General features: G+C 61.5%; 15 protein-coding genes. 6 read left to right on the top strand and 9 right to left on the bottom strand.

Translation table 11 applies throughout. From position 1 onward, the window contains the following. Window positions 1-74 precede the first annotated feature (74 nt). Both YY7_RS0116790 and YY7_RS0116780 read left to right on the top strand, forming a co-directional pair. Complete coding sequence (locus YY7_RS0116790) at window positions 75-1,784, top strand: GMC family oxidoreductase (RefSeq protein ID WP_051396751.1); 1,710 nt, start codon at window positions 75-77, stop codon at window positions 1,782-1,784. A gap of 396 nt (window positions 1,785-2,180) precedes the next feature. Next, on the top strand, window positions 2,181-3,518 hold the full coding sequence (locus tag YY7_RS0116780; RefSeq protein WP_028164258.1) for an ABC transporter substrate-binding protein: 1,338 nt from the start codon (window positions 2,181-2,183) through the stop codon (window positions 3,516-3,518). A gap of 51 nt (window positions 3,519-3,569) precedes the next feature. Here the strand turns inward: YY7_RS0116780 and YY7_RS0116775 are convergent, their stop codons facing one another. The 3 genes from YY7_RS0116775 to YY7_RS0116760 form a co-directional block, all read right to left on the bottom strand. Continuing rightward, complete coding sequence (locus tag YY7_RS0116775; RefSeq protein WP_028164257.1) at window positions 3,570-4,904, bottom strand: TAXI family TRAP transporter solute-binding subunit; 1,335 nt, start codon at window positions 4,902-4,904, stop codon at window positions 3,570-3,572. A gap of 114 nt (window positions 4,905-5,018) precedes the next feature. Further along, window positions 5,019-5,678 (bottom strand): hypothetical protein, encoded by a 660-nt coding sequence (locus YY7_RS0116770; protein ID WP_155255215.1) that lies wholly within the window; start codon window positions 5,676-5,678, stop codon window positions 5,019-5,021. Window positions 5,679-6,239: 561 nt separating this feature from the next. Beyond that, the gene (locus YY7_RS0116760) at window positions 6,240-6,995 is read right to left on the bottom strand and encodes an outer membrane protein (RefSeq protein WP_028164255.1); all 756 of its coding nucleotides are present in this window, start codon (window positions 6,993-6,995) and stop codon (window positions 6,240-6,242) included. A gap of 632 nt (window positions 6,996-7,627) precedes the next feature. Here YY7_RS0116760 and YY7_RS0116755 point away from each other — a divergent pair. Beyond that, window positions 7,628-9,070 (top strand): FAD-binding oxidoreductase, encoded by a 1,443-nt coding sequence (locus YY7_RS0116755; protein ID WP_028164254.1) that lies wholly within the window; start codon window positions 7,628-7,630, stop codon window positions 9,068-9,070. A gap of 68 nt (window positions 9,071-9,138) precedes the next feature. On the opposite strand, the gene YY7_RS58115 is transcribed toward YY7_RS0116755, so the two are convergent. The 5 genes from YY7_RS58115 to YY7_RS0116730 form a co-directional block, all read right to left on the bottom strand. Continuing rightward, window positions 9,139-9,924: a CarD family transcriptional regulator gene (locus YY7_RS58115; protein WP_245287293.1), complete on the bottom strand. Its 786-nt coding sequence runs from the start codon at window positions 9,922-9,924 to the stop codon at window positions 9,139-9,141. Between the two features lie 404 nt (window positions 9,925-10,328). Further along, a complete protein-coding gene (gene fdxA, locus YY7_RS0116745; protein WP_028164252.1) occupies window positions 10,329-10,667 on the bottom strand; it encodes a ferredoxin FdxA in 339 nt (112 codons plus the stop codon). A gap of 153 nt (window positions 10,668-10,820) precedes the next feature. After that, on the bottom strand, window positions 10,821-11,090 hold the full coding sequence (locus YY7_RS0116740; RefSeq protein WP_028164251.1) for an RNA-binding S4 domain-containing protein: 270 nt from the start codon (window positions 11,088-11,090) through the stop codon (window positions 10,821-10,823). 27 nt (window positions 11,091-11,117) lie between these two features. Beyond that, window positions 11,118-14,594 (bottom strand): helicase-related protein, encoded by a 3,477-nt coding sequence (locus tag YY7_RS0116735; protein WP_028164250.1) that lies wholly within the window; start codon window positions 14,592-14,594, stop codon window positions 11,118-11,120. Between the two features lie 428 nt (window positions 14,595-15,022). After that, complete coding sequence (locus YY7_RS0116730; protein WP_433994505.1) at window positions 15,023-15,844, bottom strand: DUF3108 domain-containing protein; 822 nt, start codon at window positions 15,842-15,844, stop codon at window positions 15,023-15,025. 397 nt (window positions 15,845-16,241) lie between these two features. On the opposite strand from YY7_RS0116730, the gene rpmB reads away from it, so the two are divergent. The 3 genes from rpmB to YY7_RS0116710 all read left to right on the top strand — a co-directional run bounded on the left by rpmB (window position 16,242) and on the right by YY7_RS0116710 (window position 19,708). Beyond that, the gene (gene rpmB / locus YY7_RS0116725) at window positions 16,242-16,547 is read left to right on the top strand and encodes a 50S ribosomal protein L28 (protein WP_028164248.1); all 306 of its coding nucleotides are present in this window, start codon (window positions 16,242-16,244) and stop codon (window positions 16,545-16,547) included. A 266-nt stretch (window positions 16,548-16,813) separates the two neighbouring features. Beyond that, on the top strand, window positions 16,814-18,097 hold the full coding sequence (locus tag YY7_RS0116720) for a T6SS phospholipase effector Tle1-like catalytic domain-containing protein (RefSeq protein WP_051396750.1): 1,284 nt from the start codon (window positions 16,814-16,816) through the stop codon (window positions 18,095-18,097). A gap of 411 nt (window positions 18,098-18,508) precedes the next feature. After that, window positions 18,509-19,708 (top strand): ABC transporter substrate-binding protein, encoded by a 1,200-nt coding sequence (locus tag YY7_RS0116710; RefSeq protein ID WP_028164246.1) that lies wholly within the window; start codon window positions 18,509-18,511, stop codon window positions 19,706-19,708. Between the two features lie 328 nt (window positions 19,709-20,036). On the opposite strand, the gene YY7_RS0116705 is transcribed toward YY7_RS0116710, so the two are convergent. After that, entirely contained in the window at window positions 20,037-21,017 is a 981-nt protein-coding gene (locus tag YY7_RS0116705) for a helix-turn-helix domain-containing protein (RefSeq protein WP_028164245.1), read from the bottom strand. Window positions 21,018-21,450: the final 433 nt, after the last annotated feature.

The following is a 21,450-nucleotide window of genomic DNA, read 5'->3' as shown; positions in this document are numbered from 1 at the left end:
TTACAGCTGAAACATACTAATGGTCGGAGATCGGCATCGAACGCTGCGGTGTCGGGCTTGTTGGCTCTTCTTGATTGATTACTTCTAACGCCAGGGCCATTGCGCTGCTTGGTGCAGGCATCGCCCTCGGAGCGCAGTCCTGGAGCGTCGAAAAATTGAAACGACGATCGTACGATTATATCGTTGTTGGAGCAGGCTCCGCGGGCTGTGTCCTGGCGAGCCGTCTCTCCGAGGATGCCAATTCAACTGTTCTCTTGCTCGAGGCAGGTGGATACGACCGAAATCCGCTGGTCCGCATTCCGATCGGACTAGGAAAGCTTCATGAGTATGGGATCTACGATTGGGGCCTGATGGCCGAGCCTGATGCCGGGCTCAATGGCCGGGTGATTCCCGCAAAGCGCGGGAAAGTGTTGGGCGGATCTCACTCGATCAACGTGATGGCATTCACGCGCGGCGATCGTGCCGACTATGACGGCTGGGCTCGCGCGGGCGCCCGAGGATGGTCCTACAGCGATGTTCTCCCTTACTTCAAACGTTGTGAAACGTGGCAGGAAGGAGGAAGCGTATTGCGCGGCGGATCGGGGCCGATACACGTCGAGTTCTCGCGCTCAGTCGATCCGCTGTTCGACGCCTGGCTCGCCGCTGCGCGCGACCTCGGCTTCACATTCACGAACGACTTCAATGGAGAAACGCACGAGGGGTTCGGGATAATCCAAAATACCACCTGGAAAGGCCGTCGAGAGACGACAGCCTCAGCCTACCTTCGATCCGCGCTGAAGCGCGCAAATCTGGCACTTCATACCAGAGCGCAAGCGACTCAAATCGTTTTTGAGGGTACCCGAGCGGTGGGAGTACGGTACGTCAGCGGTGGGCGAAGCGCCTACGTGATGGCGAATCGAGAGATCATACTGTGTGCGGGCGCGTATCACACGCCACATTTGCTCATGTTGTCGGGTATCGGGCCGACGAAGCATCTCGCCTCTCTTGGGATCGAAACGCTTATCGATCTGCCGGTAGGCCAGAATTTGCAAGATCACCTTGCTGCATGGTTCAACTGGAGCCGCCCCACGCCGGGTGCCTTCCACAGGACGATGCGCCTTGACCGAATTTCGTTAGCCCTGGTCCGAGCTTATCTATTTGGGACCGGACCTGGGACAATGCTTCCCAGGTATCTCTTCGGGTTCGTCAAGACCGATCCTTCGCTCGAGGCGCCGGACATCGAATTCATGTTTCGGGGAACGGCCGCTCAGCCCTACGTCTGGTTCCCAGGGATTCGTCCGGCTTTTGAAGACGGCTTTGCGATCCGTCCAACATTGCTGCATCCAAAAAGTCGCGGGGAGGTCTCGTTGAGATCGACAAACCCGCTTGATGCACCGAGAATCCGCAACGGATTCCTCGAGCACCCGGATGACCTTGCGACGTTGCTGCGTGGTGCAAAAATCGGTCTCGAATTGGCCGCTCATCCGGCGGTTGCCTCGCTGGCAGGAAAATCAGCCGGACCTTCGCGCGTTCAATCGGACGGCGATATTGAACAGTGGATTCGAAGCACGGCGATCACCGCAAACCATCCGTGCGGCACTTGCGGAATCGGGAGTGTCGTGGACAGCCAGCTTTCCGTCCTTGGCGCGACCTCGCTTCGGATCGTCGACGCGTCAGTCATGCCAACAATCGTATCTGGGCACATAAATGCATGTGTTCTCATGATCGCCGAAAAAGCCTCTGATCTGATCCGGGGCCAACAGGGACAGGTCCTGGAAAGGCATGGCTTGACCCCGGCACAATAGTGGCCCGGGCGCCGCCGCCATGGCAAGGCGCCCTCGTTATCTCGACTGGCCGGCGAGCGACCGTTCCTCCATCGCGACCAGACAGACCGCGGCGCAGCCCAATCGGAGCAATGAGTCTTTCGCTTCTTGGTTCTGAAGCGATCCGATGACGGATAGAAACGTTGGGACAGGGTGGCTGTCGGATTATACCGCTTGCTCCAATACAACTTTAGGCATTGAATTTCATACAATAATGCGCTGCTGCCGCGAGTCGTTTAGCGATGCAGTGTTTCGATCAATCAATTCTACTCAATCTCACGCGAAGCAAGTCACCATAGGCTTGCGCGCTCGCTTTTCCGCGCACTGCGCCGAAGCCCACGAAAAACAAAACACCAATTGGCCATCATGGAGGGAACAATGTCACGAAAGCTTTCGCGACGACAATTTGTAAGTGCGACTGCCATGTCGTCCGCAGCGCTGATCACGGCGCCATATGTGCGCGGCGCTTACGCCGCCGGCAAACTGTCGATGGGTTTTTGGGACCACTGGGTGCCGGGCGCCAACAAGACCTTGACCGATCTCGTCAATGAATGGGCTGCGAAGGAAAAGGTCGAGGCTCAGATCGACTACATCACCAGCCAGGGCAACAAGATCCTCCTGACCGTCTCCGCCGAAGCGCAAGCCAAATCCGGCCACGATATCCTGGTCATGGCCACATGGTTGCCGCATGCGAATGCCGAACTGCTCGAGCCCGTCAACGACATCATGGCGCCGATCATCCAGCAGAACGGCGCGGTCAACTACACAGTCGAATACCTCGGCCAGGCAGGCGGCAAGTGGCTCGCCGTTCCCTCGTGCGTCGGCAGCCAGATCAAGGGTCCCTGCTCGCGTATCGATCTGATGAAGAAATACGCTGATATCGATGTGCAGGAGATGTATCCGGCCGGCAGCCCGCCGAAAGCGGACAACTGGACCATGGATACGTTCCTTAGGGCTGCCGAGGCCTGCCAGAAAGGCGGCTTCCCCTTCGGCATCGGTGTCGGCGAGACCGCTGACAGCACTGATACCGCCGGCGCGATCTTCCAGTCGTTCGGCGCAGAACTCGTCGACGCCAAAGGCAACCTGACTGTCAGGACCGACGCCGTCCGGCAGGCGCTGGATTTCTACAAGAAGCTGATCGCCTTCCTGCCATCAGACGTCGCGGCATGGGACGATGCCTCCAACAACAAATGGCTGATTTCCGGCAGGGGCGCGCTGATCATGAACCCGCCGAGCGCCTGGGCAGTCGCCAAGCGCGACGCTCCGCAAGTTGCCCAGCAATGCTGGACCCACGGCTTTCCGGCCGGCCCAAGAGGTCGCTTCGCGCCCTACGTGCCCTTCTTCTGGGCCATCTGGCAATTCTCCAGGAACAAGGCGGCGGCCAAGAGCCTGCTTGCGCATCTCTCGCAGCCGTCATCGATTGAGAAGCTGGTGGTCGCCAGCGGCGGCTATGATCTGCCGGCCTACCAGAACCTCACGACACTGGAGGTTTGGGCGGAAGCGGAGCCGCCAAAGGGCACGCTCTATCACTATCCGAACCCCTATAACCATCAGAAGCTGTCAGTTGCGGCCTCGCCAGCACCGCCCAAAGTCGCGCAGCAGATCTACTCGCAAGCGACGCTGACCAAGATGTGCCTGCGCCACTCGCAGGGTGAAGCAATGGAGAGGACCCTCGGATGGGCGGAAGCCGAGTGCGAAGGTTTCATGAGGAGCTGAAGACACGCACGCAATCCATGGCGACGAACTCAGGCGCGATTGCTAATAGCCTCACGACGTGGTTCTCAACTTGGTCTGTTGGCCTGCTATGGCTAGCACTGCCTTTCGATCATGGATGAGATTCTCAAGCCGATGGGCGGCGACATTGAGCGTAGCGGCATCAAGGGCGCCTTCGTCGTCGGTCCCCGCTCTGGCACGCTGCGCACGCAAAACTTCGTCGATTTGATTTTCAATCTCGAACAGCTCCGATTCCGTTTCAGCCTTTCTGATCCTTTGTCCCAGCGCGTATAGCGAATCCAGCGCAGCTTCTTTGGTCTCGAGTTCGCCGGATCTGAGAAATTTCCAGGCCGCTGCCAATATTGAGGCAAGCGCGCCCAACGCCATTGGCGTGAGAAAAATCGCGTTGCTCCACTTGTCCAGGAAGCTTTGCTGGGTGCCGTTGTAGAACTCCGCGGCGCCTGGATGAACCGGAAGATAGGCGCCGGGGTCGGTGTCGGGCGCCTTCATCTGCGCCAGGATCGGCAGTTCGCCGGACAGGTCTCGGCGCGCGCTCGTAAAGGCTTGCGTGAAATCAGCAACCAGATCGTTATCAAGCGACTTCTTGGCAACCAGGTAGAACGAAACTTTCAGCGTCGTGACATCATCTGCCGGGATCGGAGGAGAGCCTCGCAACGTACCCTTGGGGATGTCGAAGCTCTCGTACGCGCGCTCCTTCTCGGCTATGGCTCCCGCAGCATCGATCGGGATCAGGACCGGGGCGGCTTTCCCGCTCTGGGAGAAGAGTCCCCGCACCAGCGACAAATACTTCTCGGTCATGGGCATCACGAAAAGGACGACGCGCACCTCCTTGCTATCGACCGCCCGGCGCGTGTCGGCCGGCGCAAGGTTCTTGAACACGACATTGGCGCGATCAAGGGCGTATTCCTTGGTCAGCGCGCTGACGATCTTCTGATTGGTCTCGCCTCCAACCACCCCCACAGTGACGCGCTTGAGGCCGCTCATGTCCGTGATCGACGATCCCGGTGGCGCGACCAGCAACACCACCGCTTGAGCGAGGACGACGATTGCTTGCGCCTGCGACAGGTCGCCGACGTCGCCGCGGACCACCGCCAGATCGGTCTTGCCCGCGGCAAACTCGTTGGCGGACTCGACTGCGCCAGTGGTTTCAACCACCTTGAGCCGGACCGGCGCGTTCACCTCGGTGAGGCGACTCGCCAGCGCGGATACGACTCTTGGCGCCTCGCCGTCCAAGGATCCGACCGCGATCGACAGCGTGACCGGCCGGACATACCAGCGATACGCGAATAGACTTGCCCCCGCGGCCAGGGCAACCAGCCCGGCCACCATAGCGACGCGCAACCAGATCGGCAGCTTGATTGCGTCCATGCCTATTCTCGACAAATGATCATCGGCCGAACCTGCCTCTCCCCCTGCGCGAACCTCGAAAACCAAGTCATTAAGGACACCGCCACTACGACTGTTCTGTGTAACCCACCTCCGCTAATCCGTTGTCGAATGGCTGGCTGCTTTCGGAGCCGATTGTTTCAGGTTCGAAGCTGCTTTTGTTTGATTGGTGCTGCAGTTTTCTGGCGAATTCTTTTCTCCCACGATGCCCTCAAAAGGATCGCGAACGATCGCCTTCAGCGTCAACAGGTCGTCCTCATTCAGAAAAGAGATCTTTCCTGCGGGCGTCGTCACCATTCTTCCAATCGTTGAGAGCGGAATGCCGAGTTTCGCCGACAACCTGGCCAGGTAAATGGTATCGCGGATCGTTTTGACATCTTCTCCGCCGTGGCCGTTTGAAACCGAGTGAACTCCGATCGTTGCGCTCTCCGATACGTAGCGCTTCCGGCTCGCCAAGAAAATGAACGCACATGCCGAATCGCACTCTCCCGAAACGTACGTCGTCAACCGCTTCTGACGCGTGAAGATTGCGATCTGGAATCCTTCATCGAGTTTTCCACCTTTCGAGCTGAGATCGACGCCGAGAACTCGCCGCTGGGCACTGAAATGAGATCTAAATCGTATGTAGTCGCCCTCTTCGATATCGCCCCGCAGCCTCAGGACATCTCCGGAGCAACCCGCCACGCGCGAAATCTCCATGCTCGCGCAATCCGCCGACAGGAAAATGGCCGAGAGTGTGAGTAGCGTCCTGATCACTCATCTCTCCCCAATCAGAAGCGCAACGGAATGGCTCTTGCTCCTGATTCAATGATCGGTCATCCGGCTGACATTGACTTAGGTCAAGGCAGGGCGAGCGAGCACAATTCCCGCTCGCAGTCGGCTGAAGCAAACGTGTCAAGGACGGCGACGCTCTATGTGGGCTTAAGGGGCTGGTTAGCGCCGCCTCTTGCGGAGTGAATGTGACCGGGCCTCAACGCCTGCGCCGGCGTTGCAACCGACAAGACGAAGCCGGCGACAGCAATCCTCCGGGAGGAGGCCGCAAGCGCCCAAGAAAGCAGAAGCGACGTTGACGGATGTGCAATGGAATTGCGCGAACAAACGTGATCACTAGAGCATGATCCGGAAAAGTGGACACCGGTTTTCCGAAAAGATCATGCTCAAACAAAGGGCTAGAGCGGGATGACGAGTCGAAGAGAAGTCATCACGCTCTAGGACAGCACGAATGACCGATTGCCGCAGGCCAGGAGGATCGGGCCCGCTCAACAAAAAGCCCCGGACGATGCCGGGGCTTGAAGTTTGCTGGAGATTGACAGTCGATCAGTAAGGGGCAGGCGAGGCATAACCGCCCCAGTTGAAGTGATAGTTCACGCGCACCGTGACCATGTCCACGTCCTGGCTGATCCGATTGAGCGCACCGGCAACGATGGGATTGACCACCGAGAACGAATTGTTCGCATTGCCCATGAACAGGTGGTCGTACTCGACACCGACCGACCAGTTCGGTGCGAAGCCGTACTCGTATCCGACACCCACGCTACCGCCCCAGCGGGTCGAACTGAACGAGGCCAGACTACTGCCTGTAAGCGTATCGAGAACGCTGAAGCTGTTGCTCGTCACCGCTGCGCCACCCTTGAAGTACAGCAGCGACGTGTTCCAGGCATAGCCGATCTGGCCGGTGAAAAGGCCTATGCCGTCGGTTTTCACGCGCGTCGAGAAAAATGGATCGATGAGGCTGGCGCGCGTGTTCTGGAGATCGGCCCAATCCCCCTGGGCTTCCAGGCCGGCCACCCAGCCGCCGCCAAACTGCCAGCGATACCCGATCTGACCGCCGACCAGACCTCCGGACCGCTCGCGACAACCGTCACTGAACACTCCACCGAAAGCGTCGATAAAATCCCAGCAATTGCGGCTCTGGCCCCAGCCGCCATTGGCGCCGACGTAGAAGCCGGTCCAATTGTAGACCGGCGGAAGCGGCGGCGGTGGCGGCGCCTTGACCGCCATATCAGCGGCCAGCGCCGGCGCGGTCGCGCCGAGTGCAATCAAACCAACAGTGCCCAGCAAAAATTTCTTCATATCGTTCCCCCTCTTCGGCGTCGCCTAAGGATCGGACGGCCGATGGACTTGTTGCGGCGATTAAAGTCTGCATTCCAATTCCACCCGCGAGCATAGATCATTTCACCCGCGAAACTTGTGCTAGTACGGCAACACTCGGATTTTGTTTCGGGAATAAGTGGCAGCCACTCTGACACTTCGAATTATGCGCTTTGTGCCATCGCCGCCGTGTTTCTGCGGCAGCTTCAGGATCACTCGGCATCCCTGTCGCAGAACGCAGGCGTGGACATCGGGAAAAAGCTGACCCCGTTATCGATAGAGAAGAGGGCACAATGAAGCTGGTTGAGGCCAAGCGATTGCTGCTCGTTGCGACGGCGCAGCTTGCTTGACGCGGGCTCGGCCCTTCAGCATCTCCACCTTCGACATCCGCTAAAAAGCCCGTCCACATTCCGTCGTTGAACCATTCATTGATCGGGTTGGACTAACGTCCAGGCGGAAATTCTCCGTTCGCTATATCGAACGGACGGCAAAAGACTTTTTTTGCGCTACCTCGGCTGTGAATGACAGCCATCGACGGCGCCCGCCTCTTTATTGATCTCGGCCAGAAAATGCTGGCCCGAAAAACAGTCACCGCTAGTTACGGAGGAGATGCCATGACGGAGATGCGGCTGGCCTCGCTGCAGGGCGGGGCGATTACGTTTGCAAGCGATGCGATCGATGCCTTTCGGCAAACATTGCGGGGCGATGTCTGCCTGCCCAACGAGCCGGGCTATGACGAGGCACGCACAATCTGGAATGCGATGATCGACCGCCACCCGGGCGCGGTCGTACGCTGCAAAGGAGCTGCAGACATCATGCGCGCCGTGGGGTTTGCGCGCGACCACGGACTCTTGCTCGCCGTGCGTGGCGGCGGCCACAACATCGCGGGCAGTGCTGTTTGTGAAGGCGGGCTGCTGATCGATCTTTCGCTGATGCGTTCGGTGCGGATCGATCCGCGTAACCGCACCGCGCGCGTGGAGCCGGGCGCAACGCTTGGCGAATTCGACAAGGAGGCGCAGGCTTTCGGCCTTGCCACCCCCCTCGGCATCAACTCGACGACTGGCGTTGCGGGATTGACGCTGGGCGGCGGCTTCGGCTGGCTCAGCCGCAAATTGGGGCTTGCCGCTGATAACCTCATCTCGGCCGACGTGGTGACGGCCAATGGCGGACTCGTGCGAGCGAGCGAGGCCGAGGACGCTGACCTGCTCTGGGCGCTGCGCGGAGGCGGCGCCAATTTCGGCGTCGTGAGCTCGTTCGAGTTTCGCCTGCATCCGGTCGGCCCAATGGTGCTCTCTGGACTCATCATCCATCCCTTCGCTCGGGCGAACGAACTTCTTGCGGGCTATCGCGACATCGCCGCCAAAGTGCCGGACGAACTCACGATCTGGGTGGTGCTCCGGCAGGCGCCGCCGCTGCCATTCTTGCCTGTCGAAATGCACGGCAAGGAAATCGTCGCGTTCGCCGTCTGCTACACGGGTGGCGAGGACGAGGGTAACCGCGCCCTGGAACCGTTGCGCGCGCTCGGGGAGCCGGTCGCCGACGTGATCGGCATGCAGCCTTTCGCGAGCTGGCAGAGCGCGTTCGACCCGTTGCTCACGCCCGGAGCCTACAATTACTGGAAGTCGCACAATTTCGCCGAGCTCGGCGACGGCCTGCTCGACACCCTCGTAAGCCATACGAAGAGCTTGCCGACCGGTGAGAGCGAAATTTTCATTGGTCAGCTTGGCGGCGCCACCAGCCGCGTGGCTGTCGACGCGACGGCGTTCCCCCACCGCGACGCCAGATTTGTCATGAACGTCCATACGCGGTGGCGTGACCGCGGCGACGAGCAACGCTCGATTAGCTGGGCGCGCAGGCTGTTTGCTGAGACTGCGCCGTACGCAACCGGCGGCGTCTACGTCAACTTCATGCCGGAGGATGAGAGCGATCGCGTGTCCGGCGCCTACGGCCCGAACTACGCTCGTCTCGCGGCGCTCAAGGCCCAGTACGATCCCGGCAACCTGTTCAGGCTAAATCAGAATGTTCTTCCGGCCGCCGCGCAGCGACCGGCCGCCTGACAAGGACGCAAAAACAAAAAGCCCGGCCGCTTGGCCGGGCTTTTCGTTGCAAAACTTGTGCTGGCTGCTTACGCCGCCTCGTCGGCGACGGTAGCGTCGTCGCTGTCGCCGTCGAGATCGTCGGCGTCGCCTTCACCGTCGCCGTCCTCGGCGCCGGCTTCGGCCTTGGCTGCGCCACGGCGCGGGCTCTTGGCGAGCTGGCTCTCGATTTCCTTGATCGCTTCGGTCTCGGTCGAGTGCTGCACGACCGCGATCTCGCGCGACAGCCGGTCGAGCGCCGCTTCATAGAGCTGGCGTTCGGAGTAGGACTGCTCGGGCTGCGATTCCGAACGATAGAGGTCGCGCACCACTTCCGCGATCGCGACGATATCGCCCGAATTGATCTTGGCTTCGTATTCCTGCGCCCGGCGCGACCACATCGTGCGCTTGACGCGGGCACGGCCCTTCAGCGTCTCCAGCGCCTTTTTGACCAGAGCCGGGTCGGACAATTTGCGCATGCCGACATTGGCGACCTTCGCGGTTGGGACGCGAAGCGTCATCTTGTCCTTCATGAAGCTGATGACAAACAGTTCCAGCTTGGCGCCCGCAATCTCCTGCTCCTCGATCGCGAGGATCTGGCCGACGCCGTGAGCCGGATAGACCACGAATTCGTTGGCCTTGAATCCCTGACGCTGGGTCACGACCTTCTTCGGCTCCTCGACGCGCGGGGCCGCGGCAACCGGCTTCGCAGCCGGCTTGACGGCGGCCTTCGGCGCAGGAGCTGCAGCCTTGGGAGCAGTCTTGGCGGCGACTTTCGAAGCAACGGTCTTCTGGGCTGTCGCTTTCGCGGCAGTTTTGGCAGTCTTTTCTGGCATCACGCTTCTTTTGTTCTTCGAGGACTTTGTAGCCGCAGCCTTACGGGCTTCCTTCACGGACGCCCTGGCACGACCCTTGACTGCGCTGCGGGCAACTGCAGCGGCTTTCTTTGACGATTTGGAAGCACTCTTTTTACGCGTTTTCTGTGACACAGCCTGCGCGCGGAAACTGCCACGCCCCTGTTCGGTGTTTTTGCGGAAACGAACGGGGCCAAGGATCAGGATGGCCGGGTTCGGCTCTGACAATGTGCCTAATATAGCACATTTTCCGCAAAAATCAATGATTTAGGGCCGAATCCCGTCGCCTGCCGGGGCCGACGGTCATAACTCTGTCAACAGGGTTAAACGAAGGCGTGGTTCCCCGCCGGAAAACGGTCTCGATCCGGCCAGGGACAGCGCGCGAATCAGTCGCCGGTTCCGGGGTTGGCAGAGAAATATTTCTCGAACTTGCCTTCCTGCCCGTCGAACTCCTTGGCGTCAGGGGGCGAGTCCTTCTTCTGGGTGATGTTTGGCCAGCTCTTGGCGTATTCGCTGTTGACCTCGAGCCACTTCTCCAGGCCCGGCTCGGTATCCGGTTTGATCGCATCCGCCGGGCATTCTGGTTCGCAGACGCCGCAATCGATGCATTCCTCGGGATGGATGACCAGCATGTTCTCGCCCTCGTAGAAACAATCGACGGGGCAGACCTCGACGCAATCGGTGTATTTGCACTTGATGCAGTTTTCAGTGACGACGTAGGTCATCCAGGACTCCGAACCAAAGACTCCGAAAGCGGATTCATTCTTTGAAGGGCTTGCGTTTCAAAAATTGCGTAGCGCAGGAGAACCGCTGCTGCAAGATAAGCAAGTCGGTTTTCGGCGCCGTCTTTCGGGCAACTGATTGCCTGCCCGAGATAATCACTCGGGGCGGCTCTGCAAATCCTCGTACAGCACCCGCGCTGCCGTCGCATCGCCCCGCCGCTCGGAGAAGCCGATCACCTTCAGCACGCGCACGCTGCGATCGAGCGCGATGGTCAGCACGTCGCCCGGTTTGACCGCGTGCCCGGGCGCACTTTCGCGCACGCCGTTGATGCGGACATAGCCGGCCTCGACCAGCGCGGCGGCGCTGGTGCGCGCCTTCACCACCCGCGCGTGCCACAGCCATTTATCGAGACGCTGGCGCTCCAATCGGCCTCATTCCTGGGTTGGCGCGGCTCAATCTTTGCGGTTACCGGCGAGCTGCTCCTTCAACGCCGCGAGTTTTGCGAACGGCGAATTCGGATCGATCGCGCGTTCGCGTTCGCGCGGCGCCGAACTCGCATATTGGCGGAGCGCCGGGCCGCTCTCGCGCCCCTTGTCGCGGCCGCCTTTGTCGCGGAAATCACGGCCGCCGCGCTCGCGGTCGCCACGGTCGCGATCCTTGCGGTCGCCGGAGAATTTATCGCGGCGGCGATCATTGTCGCGGTCGCGGCCCTTGCCCTCGAAGCGCTCGCGGCGCCCGCCTTTGTCCTCAGGCGGGGCGCCATTGCTGGCGGCCGCAGCTCCCACGGGCGCATCCTCGCGCGGTTTGCGGAATTCGTGATGGCGGCGACCACGGCGCTGCTGGTCGCGCTGGGCGCCATCGGCACCTTCACCCGCTGCGGCGGCGCCCTGTGCGCCCTCGCGCGGCTGATGGCGGTGGCGGCTGCGGTCATGGCGCGGGCGACGCTCCTCGGAGCGGCCGCCGGGGCGCCAGACTTCGACCAGTTGCGGCTCGGCCGGGGTCTCGGCTGCGGCTGGCTCGGTAACGGCGTCGGCTGGTGCAGCTTCCTCGGTGCTGGCTGCAGCCTCGGCTGCGGCCGTCGGCATCGGCTCTGCCGTCGCGTCGGCCGGGACCTCTGCGGGAGCGGTCGCGTCCGCCTGCACTACGGCAACGGGCTCTGCTTGCGCCTCGATCGCCTCAAGCTCCGGCTGCGGTTCAGCCACCGGCTCTGGCTGCGCCTCGATCACTTCAGGCCCGGGTTGCGCTTCGGCCACGGGGTCTGCGGCGGCAGCCGCTGGTTCCTCGCTCGGCACCGGCGCCAGGGTAACTTCGGGCAACAGCGCCGCGGATGGGCTGGCCTCAGTGGACGCGGGCAGCTCGGCGGCCACTTCTTCCGCCGGTGCCTCCGCAGAGGCCTCGGCGGTCGCTTCCACCGCCGGCGTCTCGGCGGACACTGTCTCGACCACTTCCACCGGCTTCGGCGGCGGGGGCGGGCGGCGCTCCATGCGATAGCCGAGCGCGCGCAGGACCGAGGCGAAATCCTCGCCGGCCGAGCCGGTGAGCGAGGTCATCGCCTGCGTCACCACGAAGCCGCGGCCGTCGAACGCGCCCGCAGGCTTCTCGCCCGGCGCGCCCTCGCGCCAGGCCAGTGCGGGACGGATCAGATCCGCCAGCCGCTCCAGGATGTCGACGCGCACTGCCCGCTCGCCGCACTGCTTGTAGCCGAGCACGCGATAGGCATCGCGCGGCAGTCCCTTGTCGATCGGGAATGAGGTACGCCCGCTCGACGCCAGATGCTGCACGTTCGACAGCGCCGACAGATCGACATTGTCCTGCTTCTCGGCCCAGAGCAGCGAGGCCAGCGCCCGCGCCGCCGGCTTGAGGAGCTGCGGGAAGTAGATGTGATAGGCGCCGAAGCGGACGCCGTACTTGCGCAGCGTCGCCCGCGAGGGCTGGTCGAGATCCTTCATCTCGGACGCGATCTTGGTCCGCTCCAGCACGCCGAGAGCTTCCACCAATTGGAACGCGATGCCACGCGCAATCCCCTGCAGGTCCTCTGCCTTCGACAGGTCGAACAGCGGCCCGAGCAATTTCGTAATATGCGTCTTGAGCCAGAGATCGAGCCGGTTCTGCACGGCCTCGCGCGGCGCGCCGGTCAGCCGCTCGTCGGAAATGATGCGGAGGCGCGGATGCAGCGCATCGTCGGCCGCGACGAGTTTGGCCACCGCATCGCCGGTCCAGCGGATGGTGCCGTCGGAGGTGAGGACGAAGCTGTCGTCCGGCGCGGCGCTCAGTTTCTCGGCCCGCGTATCGATCTCGCGCGCCAGCACCTGCTGGGCTGCGGCCTGCAGCGCCTTGGCATCTGAGCCCGCTTCCGCCGCGTCAGGCGCAAAAGTGAATCCGTCGAGCCGGCCGATCACATGCCCCTCGACGATGACTTCGCCGGTCTTGCCGATTTCAGTATTCAAAACAGAGTTCTCCCGCAGGCGGCGCATCAATACACTGGTACGCCGATCAACGAAACGCTCCGTGAGCCGTTCATGCAGCGCATCGGACAATTTATTTTCGAGCTCGCGCGTGATCCCCTGCCAATGTTCGGGATCGGACAGCCAGTCCGGCCGGTTCGCCACGAACGTCCAGGTGCGCACCTGAGCGATCCGGCCCGACAGCGTGTCGATATCGCCGTCGACGCGGTCGGCCTGATCGACCTGGGCAGCAAACCATGCATCGGGAATACGCCCCTTTTGTATCAGGAAGCCGTAAACCGTGGTCACAAGCTCGGCATGGGCCGCGGGCGATAGCTTTCGGTAATCGGGTATCTGGCACGTGTCCCATAGCCGCTCGACGGCGACAGCGCCATGCGCCATGTCGCGCACCTCGGCATCGCGCGCGGCGTGGTCGAGCACGCGCATGTCTTCGGCGATCGGCGCCCTCGTCAGCACTTCATGCGACGGCGGCAGTGACAATGAGACCTGCAAGCTGCCGAGCGAGGAGAAATCCAGCTTCGAGTTGCGCCATTGCAGCATTTTCACGCTGTCAAACGTGTGGTTCTGCAGCGCGTTCACCAGTTCCGGCTCGAACGGCGCGCAGCGCCCTGTGGTGCCGAAGGTACCATTGCGCGTCGCGCGGCCGGCTCTGCCTGCGATCTGCGCAAACTCGGCCGGCGTCAGGCGGCGGAACTGATAGCCATCATATTTGCGGTCGGAGGCGAAGGCGACGTGATCGACGTCGAGGTTCAGCCCCATGCCGACGGCGTCGGTGGCGACGAGATAATCCACGTCGCCGTTCTGGAACATCGCCACTTGCGCATTGCGTGTGCGCGGCGAGAGCGAGCCGAGCACGACCGCCGCCCCGCCATGCTGGCGGCGGATCAATTCGGCGATCGCATAGACCTCGTCCGCCGAGAACGCGACGATCGCGGTGCGCCGCGGCTGCCGCGTGATCTTGCGGTCGCCGGCGAATTCGAGCGTCGAGAGCCTTGGCCTTGTGATGATGGAGGCGCCTGGCAACAGCCGCTCGATGATGGGACGCATCGTCGCAGCCCCGAGCAGCAGCGTCTCGTCGCGCCCGCGCCGATTGAGGATACGGTCGGTGAAGACATGCCCGCGCTCGAGATCGGCCGCGATCTGGATCTCGTCGACCGCAAGGAACGAGACATCGAGATCGCGCGGCATCGCCTCGACGGTCGAGACCCAGAAGCGCGGCGACTTCGGCTTGATCTTCTCCTCGCCGGTGATCAGCGCGACGCTCTCAGGCCCAGCGCGATCGGCGATCTTGTTGTAGACCTCGCGCGCCAAGAGCCGCAGCGGCAACCCGATCAGCCCGGACGAATGCCCAAGCATGCGCTCGATGGCCAGATGCGTCTTGCCGGTATTGGTCGGCCCGAGCACAGCCGTGACGCCGGCGCCGGGCGCGCGCTCATGGGCGAAGGGAGGAGAGGAAAGAGCCATGATTTCGAGGTGCTTTTCTTGATGCTTTTCTTGGAGATGAAAGAAAGCGCGACTAGGAAAATTGTCTCAGATTGCTACACGGCGGATGCCGCCGCTTAAGCTTCGGAACGAGTTGAGAACGAATCGCGGCCGAATCGCTGACTCCACCTGTGTTCTCCTCCGTTCACCGCAACATCTCGTGTCGGCATTTCAGTTCCAGCACCAAATAGGGTTTAGCAGCGATCACGATGACAGCGAAATTGTTAAAGCCGGAGTCGAATCAGAAGCGGCAAAGAGTCAACAGGATTCGACGATCTGCCCGGCTCGTCATGCCCGGGCTTGACCCGGGCATCCATCGAGAGAAGGGCTCCTTGTAAGATGGATTGCCGGGTCAAGCCCGGCAATGACGAGCGGAGCACTCGGTCCATCTCCTTGCGACCAGCCCAGCCTCACTGCGTCTTCGCCACCCGTGGCGGCGTGGCTGACGTCACGAACGACGTCGCCTCCAGCATGGCGAGCCCGAACGGCGTCGGGATCTTGACGCGGAACGGGATCAGGATGCGCGTGCCCGCGATCGGCACGAAGGCGATCTCCATGTTGCGCGCCTCGGCGAGATACTTGATCACCGGACGGTCGGGGATATAGCCCGCGATCGGCGTGAAATAGATCGCGCACACCAGCGCCGGGCCCTGATAGCCCTTCTCCGCCTTGACCATCTCCACGCGCTTGAAATCGAGCTTCAAATCGTAGCGCAGCCGGCCGTCGAATATGCCCGCGCTGGTGCGGCAGCTATCCGGGCTCATCAGTTCGCCCGTGCCCGGCACCCGGAGCAGCGAGCCGGTCATCGGATCGAACACGTTCTTCTTGTGCGCCTCGGTGACCGGGATCCGGTTCGGATCGACCGGCGGTTCCGGCTCGATCACGGTTTCCTTGATGCTGCCGCCACTGAGCGCCATCCGAATGATCTCGGATTTCTTGTAGCTGTTGTAGTTGACGGTATAGCCCGCCGCCACCAGCGCGCCATTGACCACGCGCCCCTGGGATCCGCCCACCCCGCCGGCGCCGGCAAAAGCCTTCAAAAGCCCGGAAGTGCCGCCCTGCGCGATCGCGGAAAAGGTGTCGTCGCCGATCTCGATGGTCCAGCTTCCCTTGCCGACGGCAATACCGGCCAGCGAGGCCTCATACTGCGCATCCAGCCGGCCCTGCGCGAGCGCGCCCTCCGGCAACATCAGGAACAGCGCGCCGGCGCACAACAGCCAGGATTCCCTCATTGAGGGTAGAAAACTGCTGAAAATGCTCACAAATTTAACGAGTCCTGTCGTCGGCGCCGAAAGATCATTTAGGAAGAAATGACCGGCAAGCAACGCGGGCGAATACGGAACCACTTACGGGTGTGAATACGCCCTTTATATGGTTTGTTAAACGGCTGAACGGCCTTGTGAACGTGCAGGTTTTGCGTGCCATAGGGTTTTACCGTTCGCGCGAAGAAAACGCCCCGAATCGAGGATTTCGGAACCAGGGAAAGCGGCTCCAAACCCGATAAAACCTTGACGCTTTGCAGCTCACCCCCTATACGTCCGCGGTTCCTGGAAAATGGACGTAGGTTTAGACCCCCGCCGCGCGCGGCGCGCGCTATTGGTTTAGCGGGGATGGAAGAGGATTTGAACAATGTCGCGGCGCTGTGAACTGACGGCCAAGGGCCCGCAAGTGGGCCACAAGGTGAGCCACTCGAACATCAAGACCAAGCGGCGCTTCCTGCCGAACCTCTGCAATATTACCTTCCAGTCGGAATCGCTCGGCCGCAACATCCGCCTGCGCGTCTCCTCGAACGCGGTGAAGAGCGTCGACCACAACGGCGGCCTCGACGCGTTCCTCTTGAAGGCGAGCGCCGCAAACCTCTCGCCCCGCGCGCTGGACCTGAAGCGCCAGATCGAGAAGAAGCGGACAGCGGCTGCGGAGCAGAAGGCGAGCTGAGTAGACTCGGCTAGCGTAGTCGAGCCAGCTTAAGCTCGGAGTTTCGAATGGCCGGCTCGAAAGAGCCGGCCGTTTTATTGTGAACGGCTGCAACCGAGACTACTCGGTATGCGGCCGCTCTAAACAGTCGAAGCGCCTCGCTTCAAATTCGGAGTTCGCGAGGCTTTCCGCTGCGCTTGCACCGAACACAACCGAGCGCGGGCAAACCTCCATCCAAAATTTCCCGAACCTGCGCTATACTCGCCGAGGTAGCGGGGAGGCTCGCCATGCGAAACATCGTTGTTTGCTGCGATGGGACCGGGAACGAGATCAACGAGAATATTTCCAACGTCCTGAAGCTCTATCGCTGCCTGCGCAAGACGGAGAAGACGCAGCCCAGGCAATTCGTCTATTACGATCCGGGTGTCGGCACGCTGGCGAGGCCGGATCCGTGGCACAAGCTGAAGCAGAATTTCAACACGATCCTGGGGCTCACCACCGGCTATGGGCTCGATGACAATGTGCTCGCGGCCTATGAATTCCTGGTGCAGCATTACCAGGATGGCGATGCGATCTATCTGTTCGGCTTTTCGCGCGGCGCCTATACCGTGCGCGTGCTGGCCGGGCTGATCCACAAGATCGGGCTGATCGCGCCGGAGCAGGTCAACCTCGCCGGCAGCGGGCTCACCGCCTACAAGCAGTTCTCGGATAGCCACAAGACAGGCGAGGGCGCAAGCCTGCGGGCGCTGCCGCCGCCAAGCGACGAGTTCGGGCCGCTGCCGAAGGACCGCTACGACAACGCGGCGCAGTTCGCGCGCATCCTCTCGGTGCGCTGGCCGACCATCCGCTTCGTCGGCGTCTGGGATACGGTCGCCAGCATCTTCGTGCCGCGGCCGGACCGGTTCTATTGGCCGAGCCTGGAAGAGCTCGCCTTCACGATGCACAATCCGAGCATCCGCACCTTCCGCCAGGCGATCTCGATCGACGAGCGGCGCTGCATGTTCCGCCTGAAGAAGTATGACGAGCCGCAGCTGTTCTTCAGCAACCGCTTCATCCCCGATGAGAAGGCCGAGCCGCAGGACATCCTGCAGGTGTGGTTCGCTGGTGTGCATGGCGACATCGGCGGCGGCTATCCGGAAGCGCAAAGCGCGCTGTCGAAATATCCGCTGCTGTGGATGATCGAGGAAGCCACCAAGTTCGGGCTGACGGTGAACATGCAGATGGTGAAGCAACTCGCCTGGGGCGTGCAGCGCAGGGGCAGCCCGTTCACTTACGTGAAGCCCGATGTGGCGGGCGAGATGCACGACCCGATGACCTGGGGCTGGCGCATGCTCGAATACATCCCGAAGAAGGCCACCTACAAGGAATGGCCGGAGCGCAAAACGCATTTCGGCTTCTACATCCCCGACTGCGAGCCGCGGCTGATTCCTGAAGATGCCGTGATCCATGAATCGGTGGTGAAGCGCATGGACGCGGTGACGGACTATCGGCCGATCAACCTGCCGAAGCAGTACAGGACCTTCCCGATGCCGGAAGCGCCGACCGAGCAGGCCCCGCCGGAAGCGGCGTGAGCGGCGGCGCGTGTTGCGCGACGCCTGCGCCGCAGTCTCCCGCCTCTCCCTTTGTGGGAGAAGCGGGATTTCGCGCGTCAGCGGGAATTCCGGGTGAGGGGTATGCCTCCGCGAGGCGTAGTCCCTCGATAGGCCGGGAGCCCTCACCCGGATCGCATTCCGCTTCGCTGCATGCGCTCAGGCCTCGCCCACAAGGTGAGAGGCGAAGCGGAGCAAGCGGCAAAACCACAGGCCAGCACCACTAATTCCTTCTCGCGGCATGCTCGCCAATCACATGCATTTGCCGCGGCGCCACCTCCCCGCCCGCGCGCTTGTCACGATCTCCGCCCGCTGGTTTGCTCATCCTGTCGACACGCCGCGCGTGCGGCGCGCTCGATCAAACAAGCAGAACAAGAGCAAGGGAGAGAGACAATGAAATGGCAGGCGTTCGTCGCGATCGCAGCGCTCGTGACATCGGCAGCCGCGGCGGCGGAGAAGAAATATGGGCCTGGGGTGACCGACACCGAGATCCGGCTCGGGCAGACCTCTCCCTATAGCGGGCCGGCCTCGGCCTACAGCGTCATCGCGAAGACCCAGCTCGCCTATTTCAAGATGATCAACGACAAGGGCGGCATCAACGGGCGCAAGATCAACCTGATCAGCCTGGATGATGCCTACAGCCCGCCGAAGACGGTGGAGCAGACCCGCAAGCTGGTCGAGCAGGAGGAAGTGGCCGCGATCCTCAACCCGCTGGGCACGCCGACTGGATTGAGCGTGCGCAAATATCTCAACGACAAGAAAGTGCCGCAGCTCTTCGTCGGCGCCGGCGCGACGCTGTGGGGCGACCACGAGCACTTCCCCTATTCGATCGGCTTTCAGCCCTCCTACCAGGCCGAGACCGCGGTCTACGCAAAATACGTGCTGAAGAACAAGCCGGACGCGAGGATCGCGCTGTTCTACCAGAATGACGACGCCGGCAAGGATTACGGCAACGGCTTCAAGAAGGGATTAGGGCCGGAGCACGCCAAGATGATCGTGGCGGAGGCGACCTATGAATCCACCGATCCGACCATCGACAGCCAGATCGTGAAGCTGAAATCATCCGGCGCCGACGTGCTGTTCATGCATGCGATCCCGAAACAGGCGGCGCAGGCGATCCGCAAGGTCGGCGAGATCGGCTGGAAGCCGGATATGTTCTTCCTGGCCGCGACCTCGACCTCGGTCTCCTCAGTGCTGAAGCCCGCCGGCTTCGAGCATGCGAAGGGCATCATCTCGTCCTACTCGCTGAAGGACCCGAACGATCCGCAGTGGAAGGACGACAAGGATGTCCAGCAATGGCTTTCCTTCATGAAGGCCTATTTCCCTGACGGCAACATGCAGGACCAGCTCATCGTCTACGGCTATGTCGTGGCGGAAGCCACGGTGCAGGTGCTGAGGCAATGCGGCGACGAGCTGACACACGAGAACATCATGAAGCAGGCCGCCAATCTCGACACGACGCTGCCGATGCTGCTGCCCGGCATCAAGCTCAAGACATCACCGACCGACTACTTCCCGATCGAAGCCATGCGCCTGCAGCGCTTCAACGGCGAAACCTGGGAGCTGTTCGGCGAAACCATCGGTAATGATTGAGGCGTTGCTCTCTCCTCCCCGTCGTAGCGGGCAAGCGAAGCGCGACCCAGGACCCATAACCACGACCGCAAGTGTGGCGCGAGACTCAGAGTCACAGTGAACGCCCACAACGAGATCCTATGGTTATGGGTCCATGCCTTCGCAGGGACGACAGCGGAGTGTGATCGCCTGACCGGCAAACCAGAAACGTAGGGTGGGCAAAGCGAAAGCGTGCCCACCATCCGCACTCAGCTCGTGGCCGTGGGCACGCTGCGCTTTGCCCACCCTACGACAGATGCAAGTGTTGCGCGACGCCAGCGCCGCACGACTCGCGGATCGGGGGCACGTGTCACTCACCATTACTCCCACCGGCGCTGCGCACGCGGCGTGGCGAATCGCCGAAGCGGGCGCGGAATAGTCGGTTGAAATGCGAAATATCCGAAAAGCCGACTTCCAGCGCGATGTCGGAAATGCGCCGCGCGTTGTCGTGGGCCTCGCTCAGCAGCATGAACGCCTTTTGCAGCCGTAACTCATTCACGCGCCCCGTGAACGACGTCCCGGATGTCGCCATCAGGCGCTGCAGATAACGAGGAGAGATGCCCTGCCTATCGGCTACCACCTCAAGGGTGAGCTCCGGGTCCTGAAAGTGCGCCGCGATATGATCGAGGGCGGCGCTGTGGCGCGCAGCCATGACTGCGCTCGCGTTGCTCTCACCCAAGGGAGCGTGCTCGCTCATTGCGAGCGCCGCGAGATCGTGGATGTGACTAACGATCGTATCACGTAGCTTAGGGGCAGCTAGCGCGCCCTCCTTCAATGCCAACTTCACATAAGTCATGAGAAGTCGAAGCGCTTCGGTCCGGCGATGAATCGGCCGCATGGTGAGGTCGTCGACACCAGTCACGTGCGAGGCAAGCGCATCGCGCGGCAAGGCCAAACCAAATTGCAATCCTTCCAGATAGGTGACAGCGACGGGTTCCGAATGCAGGATAGCCATTGCATCGCCGCCGCGGAGCTCGAACTCCTGGCCGCGCTGCGACAGCTGACTCCTGCCGGGCAGATTGACGATGAGGCCGATCGAGTCATCACCATCAACAATGTTCGTTTGTGACCGCTTGAAGCGCATTGCTGAACCCTTCAAGGACAGCATGCGCAACCCCTGAAGAGCGTGTAGTGCCGCTTCGGCCTGAAACGGCACCTCCGATGACGGCTCGATATCGGCGCGGACTATGGTTCGACCAAACTTCTCGCGCCATATCGGGATGCGCATCCGCTCCGGGAGTTCGCGCGTCGAGAATCGATACGATACGAAATCGGCTGGGCCGCTAGACATGGCAACTCTCCCAGCTTTGATAAAATATTCGGACAAAGTGCTCCAACAAACGGCTGCTGGCATTATAGTTTGCTATTCGCGCACCAACCTTCCGTTACGCGGTGCGCAGTAGTCCAAGAAACGACAGCGTCCGCCTGCTACTGTCACTCACCCGTGATCGATACTGTTGTGAATTGGCTCACTTGGCGGCCGGAAAATCAGTCCCATAGTCATTCTTAAGAGAGTCGTGACGCCAAAAATCTCCTTTAAGGAGAGATAGCCGTGATAGCTCTATTTCTCGTTGCCGCCACCACGTCCATTTTCAAAAATTGCTGGCGCCTGCAAGCGCGGGTCCAGCTTTACTAATTTGTTCGCGATTGATCGAACTCAACGATCCGCGGTGCAGATCGATCTGCAGATCCTCCCCCGGCACAGGTCATTTTCGGCCGTGGGC

Source organism: Bradyrhizobium elkanii WSM2783 (assembly GCF_000472865.1).
GTDB lineage: Bacteria > Pseudomonadota > Alphaproteobacteria > Rhizobiales > Xanthobacteraceae > Bradyrhizobium > Bradyrhizobium elkanii_A.
This window is presented reverse-complemented; position numbering and strand designations above follow the sequence as displayed.

What these genes read in the sequence shown, in the direction of transcription:
- YY7_RS0116780 (WP_028164258.1), top strand. Translation starts at nt 2,181, where the DNA reads ATGTCACGAAAGCTTTCGCGACGACAATTTGTAAGTGCGACTGCCATG.
- YY7_RS0116775 (WP_028164257.1), bottom strand. Translation starts at nt 4,904, where the DNA reads ATGGACGCAATCAAGCTGCCGATCTGGTTGCGCGTCGCTATGGTGGCC.
- YY7_RS0116760 (WP_028164255.1), bottom strand. Translation starts at nt 6,995, where the DNA reads ATGAAGAAATTTTTGCTGGGCACTGTTGGTTTGATTGCACTCGGCGCG.
- YY7_RS0116755 (WP_028164254.1), top strand. Translation starts at nt 7,628, where the DNA reads ATGACGGAGATGCGGCTGGCCTCGCTGCAGGGCGGGGCGATTACGTTT.
- YY7_RS58115 (WP_245287293.1), bottom strand. Translation starts at nt 9,924, where the DNA reads ATGCCAGAAAAGACTGCCAAAACTGCCGCGAAAGCGACAGCCCAGAAG.
- fdxA (WP_028164252.1), bottom strand. Translation starts at nt 10,667, where the DNA reads ATGACCTACGTCGTCACTGAAAACTGCATCAAGTGCAAATACACCGAT.
- YY7_RS0116735 (WP_028164250.1), bottom strand. Translation starts at nt 14,594, where the DNA reads ATGGCTCTTTCCTCTCCTCCCTTCGCCCATGAGCGCGCGCCCGGCGCC.
- YY7_RS0116730 (WP_433994505.1), bottom strand. Translation starts at nt 15,844, where the DNA reads ATGAGGGAATCCTGGCTGTTGTGCGCCGGCGCGCTGTTCCTGATGTTG.
- rpmB (WP_028164248.1), top strand. Translation starts at nt 16,242, where the DNA reads ATGTCGCGGCGCTGTGAACTGACGGCCAAGGGCCCGCAAGTGGGCCAC.
- YY7_RS0116720 (WP_051396750.1), top strand. Translation starts at nt 16,814, where the DNA reads ATGCGAAACATCGTTGTTTGCTGCGATGGGACCGGGAACGAGATCAAC.
- YY7_RS0116710 (WP_028164246.1), top strand. Translation starts at nt 18,509, where the DNA reads ATGAAATGGCAGGCGTTCGTCGCGATCGCAGCGCTCGTGACATCGGCA.
- YY7_RS0116705 (WP_028164245.1), bottom strand. Translation starts at nt 21,017, where the DNA reads ATGTCTAGCGGCCCAGCCGATTTCGTATCGTATCGATTCTCGACGCGC.